Source organism: Actinomadura fibrosa (assembly GCF_900659615.1).
Taxonomy (GTDB): Bacteria; Actinomycetota; Actinomycetes; order Streptosporangiales; family Streptosporangiaceae; genus Spirillospora; species Spirillospora fibrosa.
Map to the genome: position 1 here is coordinate 1 of NZ_CAACUY010000329.1, position 8,390 is coordinate 8,390.

The 8,390-nt window shown below is 76.2% G+C and carries 5 protein-coding genes and 2 pseudogenes; 4 read left to right on the forward strand and 3 right to left on the reverse strand.

Annotation, left to right across the window (positions count from 1 at the left end; genetic code table 11):
* Window positions 1–214 precede the first annotated feature (214 nt).
* Together E1300_RS53645 and E1300_RS44920 are read left to right on the forward strand one after the other, a co-directional pair.
* Window positions 215–2,272: an outer membrane protein assembly factor BamB family protein gene (locus E1300_RS53645; protein WP_165503278.1), complete on the forward strand. Its 2,058-nt coding sequence runs from the start codon at window positions 215–217 to the stop codon at window positions 2,270–2,272.
* 76 nt (window positions 2,273–2,348) lie between these two features.
* Window positions 2,349–2,762 (forward strand): annotated as a pseudogene (locus tag E1300_RS44920) (protein kinase domain-containing protein); the annotation flags it as partial.
* Window positions 2,763–2,912: 150 nt separating this feature from the next.
* Here the strand turns inward: E1300_RS44920 and E1300_RS53115 are convergent.
* The 3 genes and pseudogenes from E1300_RS53115 to E1300_RS44935 all read right to left on the reverse strand — a co-directional run.
* Window positions 2,913–3,485 (reverse strand): annotated as a pseudogene (locus tag E1300_RS53115) (TgpA N-terminal domain-containing protein); the annotation flags it as partial.
* Entirely contained in the window at window positions 3,482–5,008 is a 1,527-nt protein-coding gene (locus E1300_RS44930) for a DUF58 domain-containing protein (RefSeq protein ID WP_131763387.1), read from the reverse strand. The gene E1300_RS44930 and the pseudogene E1300_RS53115, both read right to left, overlap by 4 nt.
* Window positions 5,009–5,089: 81 nt before the next feature.
* Window positions 5,090–6,112, reverse strand: coding sequence for an AAA family ATPase (locus E1300_RS44935; protein ID WP_131763390.1), 1,023 nt, complete (start codon window positions 6,110–6,112; stop codon window positions 5,090–5,092).
* 468 nt (window positions 6,113–6,580) lie between these two features.
* On the opposite strand from E1300_RS44935, the gene mraZ reads away from it, so the two are divergent.
* Together mraZ and rsmH are read left to right on the forward strand one after the other, a co-directional pair.
* A complete protein-coding gene (gene mraZ, locus E1300_RS44940) occupies window positions 6,581–7,012 on the forward strand; it encodes a division/cell wall cluster transcriptional repressor MraZ (RefSeq protein WP_131763388.1) in 432 nt (143 codons plus the stop codon).
* Between the two features lie 254 nt (window positions 7,013–7,266).
* Window positions 7,267–8,253 carry a 16S rRNA (cytosine(1402)-N(4))-methyltransferase RsmH gene (rsmH, locus tag E1300_RS44945; RefSeq protein ID WP_131763389.1) on the forward strand — a complete coding sequence of 329 codons (987 nt, stop codon included), beginning with the start codon at window positions 7,267–7,269 and terminating at the stop codon, window positions 8,251–8,253.
* Window positions 8,254–8,390 lie beyond the last annotated feature (137 nt).

The window sequence follows — 8,390 nt, forward strand, 5'->3', positions numbered from 1 at the left end:
CCAGAGCCCGGCCCGGGCGCCCAGCGCGGGAGCCGAGCCCGGGCGCCCGGCGCGGGAGCCCGGCGTGGGCGCCCAGCGCGGGCGCACCGGCCGGATCCCGCGTTCCGGTACCGGATTCCGACCGGTATGCGCAATGATGACGCGTCGTTCCGGTCCGCGTCCGGCCGAGACCCCGCCGGCCCCGCGGTGCGGCGTGCCGAGCGGGAGGAGCTCCATGGGGCCGTTGCTTGCCGAGGATCCGCGGCGGATCGGCGGCTACCGGGTCCTCGGCCGGCTGGGCGCGGGCGGCATGGGGACGGTGTATCTCGGCCGGTCGGCCGCCGGGCTGCCCGTCGCGATCAAGGTCATCCACGCCGGGCGCGCGGACGAGCCGTCCTTCCGCGCCCGGTTCGCCCGCGAGGTCACGGCGGCGCGGGCGGTCAGCGGCGCGTTCACCGCACCGGTGATCGACGCCGATCCGGACGCCGCGGACCCGTGGCTCGTCACCGCCTACCTGCCGGGCCTGTCGCTCCAGGAGGCCGTCGCCCAGCACGGGCCGCTGCCCGTCCCGGCGGTGTTCGGGCTAGGCGCGAGCCTGGCGGAGGCCCTGCTCTCGGTGCACCGGGCCGGGGTCGTGCACCGCGACCTGAAGCCCGCCAACGTGATGCTCGCGCCCGACGGCCCCCGGCTGATCGACTTCGGGATCGCCCACGCGGTCGGCGCGGCCGTGGTCACCCGGACGGGCCACATGGTCGGATCGCCCGGCTACCTCCCGCCGGAGCAGGCGACGGGCGGCGACACCGGCCCGGCGGGGGACGTGTTCTCGCTGGGCGCCGTCCTCGCGTTCGCGGCGACGGGCGAGGGGCCGTTCGGGCGCGGCCCGGCGGAGGCGCTGATCTACCGGCTCGTCCACGACGCGCCGCGGCTGGACGCCGTCCCCGATCCCGAGCTGCGCGCGCTGATCGCCGCGTGCCTGGCGAAGCAGCCCGAGCAGCGCCCCGGCCTCGACTGGTTGCTGCCGCGGTTCGCCGCCCGCTCGCCGGACGTGCACGTCCTCCAGGGCACGGGCTGGCTGCCGGGCCCGGTCGCGGCGGAGATCGCCCAGGCGGAGCGGGCCCCGGCGGGGAGCGGTCCCGGACGGCGGCGGGTCCTCGTGGCCGGGGCGGCGGCGGGGACGGTGGCCGTCCTCGGCGGCGGCGCCGCGCTGACGGCATGGCTCACCCGCCCGGACGACCGGAAGCCGAAGGCCGCCGCGTCGGTCCCGGCGACGCCGGTCGCCTCTGCGACGGCGACCGCTCCCCCGCCGAAGGCGAAGCAGGTCTGGAAGCACGACCTCGGCGTCGACCCGTACGGCGGGCTCGCCGCCGGGAACGGCGTCCTCGTCGCGTCGGGCGACCAGGGGCGGCTGATCGCGCTGGACGCGCGGACCGGCAGGGAGCGGTGGCGCCACCGGTACGGGGACCGCGGCGAGGGCGCGGCGAGCTGGCGCACCCCCGTCATGGCGGGCCGCGACCTCTACGTGGGCTGGCCCGAGACCGGCGGGCCGCTGTTCGCGTTCGACGCCGCGACGGGCCGGGAGCGCTGGCGGTCGCCGGTCTCCGACGACGCCCGCGACCCGGCGGCCGGCGCCGGGCGGGTGTTCGCCGGCGGGCGCGGCACCGCCTTCGTCGCCGTGGACGCGGCCACCGGCGCCGAGCGGTGGCGGCGGACGCTCGGCGACCTCATCACCGCGGCGCCGTCGGTGGACGGGAGGATCGTCTTCGTCAACACCGATGACGCCGTCCACGCGCTGGACGCCGCGTCCGGGCGCCCGAGATGGAAGCACGCCATGCCGAAGGGCCCGACCGGGGAGCGCGCCGAGGGGCCGGTGGCCGCGAACGGCCTGGTCTACTGCCCCGGCGCGAGCGGGGAGCTCCTCGCGCTTGACGCCGCCACCGGCAAGAAGCGCTGGAGCTTCATCGGCGGGACCGAGGTCGGCAGGCCGGCGGTGAGCGGCGGGACCGTCTACGTCAGCGACGGCAGCGGGAACGTCAACGCCCTGGACGCGGCGACCGGCGCCGTCCGCTGGCGCTACCCGACCGGCGAGGACGAGATCGGCCGCCCGGCGCTCACCGCCGGGGTGGTGTGCTTCACCGCCGGATCGCAGGCGCTCGGCGTGGACGCGGCGTCCGGGCGGGCCGTGTGGCGGTCGGCGCTCAGCACCGACGTCCGCGCCCTCACGGCGGCGGGCGGCCTCTGCTACATCGGGTTCCAGGACGGGGACGTCCTCGCCCTCGCCGTGAAGGGCGCGTGAGATGCGCGCGCTGGCCGCGGCCGATCCCCGGGAGGTCGGCGGGAACACGATCCTGGCGCGCCTCGGCGAGGGCGGCATGGGCCGGGTCTACCTCGGCCGGACCGTCGCCGGGCGGGCCGTCGCGGTCAAGGTCGTCCACCCCGAGCTCGCGGGCGACCCCGGCTTCCGGGCGCGGTTCGCGCGCGAGGTCGCGGCGGCGCGGGCCGTCGGCGGCGCGTTCACCGCGCCGCTCATCGACGCCGACCCCGGCGCGCCCGCGCCGTGGCTGGTCACCGCCTACCTGCCGGGCCGGTCCCTCCAGGCGGCCGTGGACGGCTGCGGCCCGCTCCCGGCGCCGTCCGTCCGCGCGCTCGGCGCCGGGCTCGCCGAGGCGCTGGTCGCGATCCACCGGGCGGGCGTCGTGCACCGCGACCTCAAGCCGTCCAACGTGCTGCTCACCCCGGACGGCGCCCGGGTGATCGACTTCGGGATCGCGCGGGCCGCCGAGGCCGCCACCGTGACGCGGACCGGCACCGCCGTCGGCTCCCCCGGTTACCTGCCGCCCGAGCAGGCGCTGGGCACGGGCGGCGGGCCCGCCGGGCTCGGGCGCCGTCCCGGCCATCGGCACCTCCGCGGACCAGCGGCGGGTCGAGACCATCCGGCCCCAGCCGCCGACCTGCTCGCGGGCGTCGCTCATCAGCAGCGCAAGGAACCCGAGCGCCCCCACGCCGAACGCCATCCAGCTCACGCCGTCGTCGCGGACCGCGGCGGGCACGCTGTACATGGCGAGCAGCGGCAGCCCGGCGGGCGCGGCGCGGCGCAGCCGCACGGCCAGCAGGTCGACCAGGACGGCGACGAGGCCGACGCCGGCGGCGACCAGCAGCCCGATGCCGGGGACGAGCGGCACCGGCGCCGCGTACCGGTTGGCGGCGTCCCAGCCCTCGTCGGCGAGGGCCCTGAGGTGCTCGACCGAGGACGGCGTCGGGACGAGCCACAGCAGCGACTCGGCCGGCGCGTACACCGCGGTCAGGTAGACGAGCAGCGCGGCGAGCCCGGCCAGCGGGTTGACGACCGCCGGCAGCCGGAACCGCCGGGCCAGCAGCCCGCCGCCCGCGACGGCCAGCACCGCGCCGAATCCGGCCCAGAACCACCGGCCGCTCTCGAACAGCGGGTAGAGCCCGACCGAGCCGGCGAGCGTCGCCAGCCCGGCCATGATCGTCATGCGCACCCTCATGAACCGTCCCTGGCGAAGTTCCCGGTACCGGAGTCCCCGGAGGAGGAGTCCCCGGGAGTGCTGTTCCCGTGGGTGGAGTCCTCGTGGGTGGAGTTCCCGTGGGCCACGTGCTTCTCGGTGAAGTTCCTGTCGGTGAAGCCGGTGGCGGCGTTGCCGCCGGTGAAGTCCTCGGTGGCGCGGCCGGCCTGGGCCCAAGCCGCGGCGAGCTCGGCGGCGGTCCGGACGCGCAGGACGCGCCAGCCGCCGGCGCGCAGCAGCCCCGCCACCGTCTCGCCGGTCCCAGCGGCGGTCCCAGCGGCGGTTGCGGCCGCCGTTTCCGCCGTGGCCGCGTCCGAACGGCCTGTGCCCGCGCGGCTCCCGCCCCGGCCCTCGCCGCCCGTGCCGCCGTCCGTACCGGCCGTGTCCGGGGCGTCCGGGCCGACCAGTACCGCGACGCACGTCGCCGTTCCCCGCCGCGCCGCCGCGACGGAGCGGGCCTCCTCGGGGGACAGCGTCCCGAACACCGCCACGACGAGCCCGTCGCCCTCCCGGCCGCTGCCGAGCGCGCCGCGCAGCTCGGCGAGGCCGGCGGTGAGGGAGGTGCCCTTCGACCTGCGGGCCACCGCCAGCGCGTCCAGCAGCAGCCCCTCGAAGGCCCCGTCGACGGACGCGGGCGCGCGCAGCACCTCGCCCTGGTCGGTGACGTAGCGCAGCGTCATGCCCGTCCGGCCGAGGTGCGCGCCGATCGACGCGGTCACCGACACCGCCTGCTCGAACGAGCCGCCCGGGCCGTCGCCCCAGTGCGCGCGGCGGCGGGCGTCCAGGAACAGCGTCCCGCTGCTCTGCCAGTGCTGCTCCTCGCGCCGCACCATCAGCTCGCCGCGCCGGGCCGTGGAGCGCCAGTGGACGCGACGCAGGTCGTCGCCGTGCCGGTACTCGCGCGGGGCGACGTCGTCCTCGCCCGCCGCCGACACCGCCCGCGCGACGCTGTCGCCGCCGCCCGTCCAGGCGCCGGCGAGCCGCCCCGCGGGCAGCGGCACGATCGCGGGCGTCACCGTGAGCCGGTCCGCCAGGCTGAACGAGCGGACGAGCTCCACCATCCCGAACGGGTCGGCCAGCCGGACGGTCAGCGGCCCCACCCGGAACCGGCCGCGCACGTCCGAGCGGATCCGGTAGCTGAGCTCCCGCGAACCGTGCGGCTCGATCCGGTCGAGGACGAACCGGGCCCGGCCGCCGAGGCTGTAGGGCACCTGATCCTCGACCATGAGGAGCCCGCTCGGCAGCCGCGACACGTTCTCCAGCCGCAGGTCGACGCGGGACTCGTGGCCGACCGGCAGCCGGGGCGGGTCCAGCCGCCGCGCGCACGCCAGCCGGTACCGGGTCCGCGACACCGCGAGCGTGGACAGCAGCGGCAGCACGAGGACCAGCACCCCGGCGCGCAGCAGGTCGCGCTCGCCGAGGACGAAGGCGCACACGATCGCGGTCGCGCCCGCCGCCACGAAGGACCGCCCGCGGGTGGTCAGGCCGGCCAGCGCTCTCCTCACCGGCCCGCCCCGCTTCCGGGGCTCATGTCGCTCTCCGGGCGCACGTCTCACTTCCTGGGCGCACGTCTCATTCTCCGGCGGTCACTTCCTGGGGGAGGGGACGGGAAGGCGGTGCACCAGCTCGGTGACGACCTGCTCCGGACGGCGCCGCTCCACCTGCGCCTCCGCGGTCGGCAGCAGCCGGTGCGCGAGGACGGGGACGGCCAGGTCCTGGATGTCGTCGGGGACGACGTAGTCGCGGTCGTCCAGCGCCGCGTACGCCCGCGCCGCCCGCACGAGCTGCAGCGTGGCCCGGGGCGAGGCGCCGAGCCGCAGCTCCGGGTGGGTGCGGGTCGCCGCGACGAGGTCGATGGCGTACTGCTTGACGGCCTGCGCGACGTGCTGGTGGCGCACCACCTCGATGAGGTCGCGGACGTCGGCGGCGTGCGCGACGGGGGTGAGCCGGTCCAGCGGGGACGACTGACCGTGCACGTCCAGCATCTCCAGCTCGGCGGACGGGTCGGGGTAGCCCATCGAGATGCGGGCGGTGAAACGGTCCCGCTGCGCCTCGGGCAGCGGGTACGTCCCCTCCATCTCCACCGGGTTCTGGGTGGAGATGACCATGAACGGGCGCTCCAGGCCGTAGGTGGTGCCGTCCACCGTCACCTGGCGCTCCTCCATGCACTCCAGCAGCGCCGACTGCGTCTTCGGGGACGCGCGGTTGATCTCGTCGCCGACCACGATGTTGGCGAACACCGGGCCGGGCTTGAACTCGAACTCGCGCAGCTCCTGGTTGTAGGCGCTGACCCCCGTGATGTCGCTCGGCAGCAGGTCGGGGGTGAACTGCACGCGGCGCACCGAGCAGTCGACCGAGCGCGCCAGCGCCTTGGCGAGCATGGTCTTGCCGACGCCGGGGACGTCCTCGATCAGCAGGTGCCCCTCGGCGAGCAGCACCGTCAGGGCGAGCCGCACGACGGCGGGCTTGCCCTCGATCACCGACTCGACCGCGTCCCTGATCTTGTTAGCGACCTGTGCGAGGCCGTCCAGCCCGCGGCCGGTCCCCGGGCGCCCCGCTCCACCGCGCGGGGAGGGACGTCCGGGGGAAGCCGGCGGATCGGTCTCCATGAACGGCTCGCCGTGCGTGCCTACTGCCACCAAACCCTCCTCAGCCGCCGGCCGCGTCGCGATGCCGGGCCCCCGGCGGAAGGCCCGCCCCGGAGGCCGGGGGGTCGCCACGCGAGCCGGTGCGAAGCTCTCGTCGCCCGCCCAACCGACAGTACGTCCTCGGGGAGGCCACCGCGATGTTCATGTGGGACGGGAGCCCATTGTGCTCTACGCGCCGGGGGAACGCGGGGGATCGTCCGGTGCGGACCCGATCGCCCGCCCGATCGCGGGGGCGTGCTCGCGTCCGGTGGCGGTGCCGTCCGGGGGCGTCCCCCGCCCCCCACTCCGCTCCACCCCCTCTGACCTGCGCGTTCTCAGTCGATCTTGTTGCCCGGCCGGTGTTTTCCTTGTTGACGGTGGGGAAGAGTGGAGTAGAGTGGGGCGCCGTGGGGAGCGGTAGGGCCCCATGCGGCGCGGGAGGTGGGGCCGGTGTTCCTCGGCACCCATTCACCGCGTCTCGACGACAAGGGACGACTGTTCCTGCCGGCGAAGTACCGCGAGGAGCTGTCGGGGGGATTGGTGATCACGAAGGGCCAGGAACGCTGCCTGTACGTCTTCCCCATGGCGGAGTTCCAGCGGATTACCGAGGCTCTGCGTGCGGCGCCGGTCACCGAGAAGGCGGTCCGCGCCTACAGCCGGGTCTTCTTCGCCAGCGCGTCCGACGAGGTCCCCGACAAGCAGGGCCGCGTCACTATCCCGCAGCCGTTGCGCGCGTACGCGGGCCTCACCCGCGACTGCACCGTCATCGGCGCCAACACGCGTCTCGAGATCTGGGACGCGCAGGCCTGGGACTCCTATCTCGAACAGGAGGAGCAGGCGTTCTCCGACGTCTCGGAGGAGGTGTTGCCAGGGATCCTCTGAGATGACGACTCGTCGGTCCCGTTGACCGGCAATGGCCCACGTTCGGCCAGGTCTCCAGCCGCTCTCCGAGCCAGCTGGCGCAGCTTCCCCGGCGCCAGACGGCGACCCCCCGCGCACAACGCGGTGAATCTTCCTCTAGGGCAGCGGATGGGGACCTGGCCGGGCGAGGCCGCCGCCGGGGGTTGCGGAACGGTCGTCCGGACCGGCGATGCCACACAGTCCGCGAGCGCAGTGGCAGCAGCAGGGGGTGAACCATGGACGTGGGAGACCACGCGGCCGAGGCCGGTCACGTACCGGTCATGCTCGGTCGCGTCCTGACGCTTCTCGCCCCCGCCGTGGAGAGCGCCGCCCGCGCCGGCCGCACGCCCGTCTACCTCGACGCCACCCTCGGCATGGGCGGCCACTCCGAGGCGATGCTGCGGGCCCATCCCGGGCTCCGGCTCATCGGCCTCGACCGCGACACCACCGCGCTCGACCGCTCCGCCGCGCGGCTCGCCCCCTTCGGCGACCGCGTCACGCTGGAGCACGCCGTCTACGACGAGATCCCGGCGGTGCTCGACCGCCTCGGCGTCCCCGCGGTGGACGCCGTGCTGTTCGACCTCGGCGTCTCCTCCCCGCAGCTCGACGAGGCCGGTCGCGGCTTCGCCTACTCCTACGACGCCCCCCTCGACATGCGCATGGACCGCACCCAGGGCCTCACCGCGGCCGAGGTGGTCAACGGCTACCCGCCCGCGGAGCTCGCGCGGATCCTGCGCGAGTACGGCGAGGAGCGCTTCGCGCAGCGGATCGCCTCGGCGATCGTCCGCGAGCGCGAGCGCGCCCCGCTGGAGTCCACCCGGCGGCTCGCCGACCTGGTGCGCACGTCCATCCCGGCCGCGACCCGCCGCACCGGCGGCAACCCGGCGAAGCGCACCTTCCAGGCGCTGCGCATCGAGGTGAACGGCGAGCTGGACATCTGGCGCCGGGCCCTGCCCGCCGCCCTGGAGGCCCTCCCGGTCGGCGGCCGGGTCGTCGTCCTCAGCTACCACTCCCTTGAGGACCGCATCACCAAGCAGGCCCTCGCCGCGCAGGCGGCCGACACCACCCCGCCGGACCTGCCCGTCCCGCTGCCCGAGCACGAGCCGAGGTTCCGGCTCCTGACGCGCGGGGCCGAGCTGCCGTCCGACGAGGAGACCACGACCAATCCAAGGGCCGGGTCGGTGCGGATGCGCGCCGCCGAGCGGGTCCGGGAGGCGCCATGACCACGACGACCAGACGACCGCCGGGTTCCTCGCCGCAGCCCGAGGCCCGCCCCGAGCGCCGCACCCGCGGGCGGTCCCGCGGCTCCCGCGAGGACCAGCCGGACGCGCCCGCGCCGGCCAAGCCGCGCGGGAAGAAG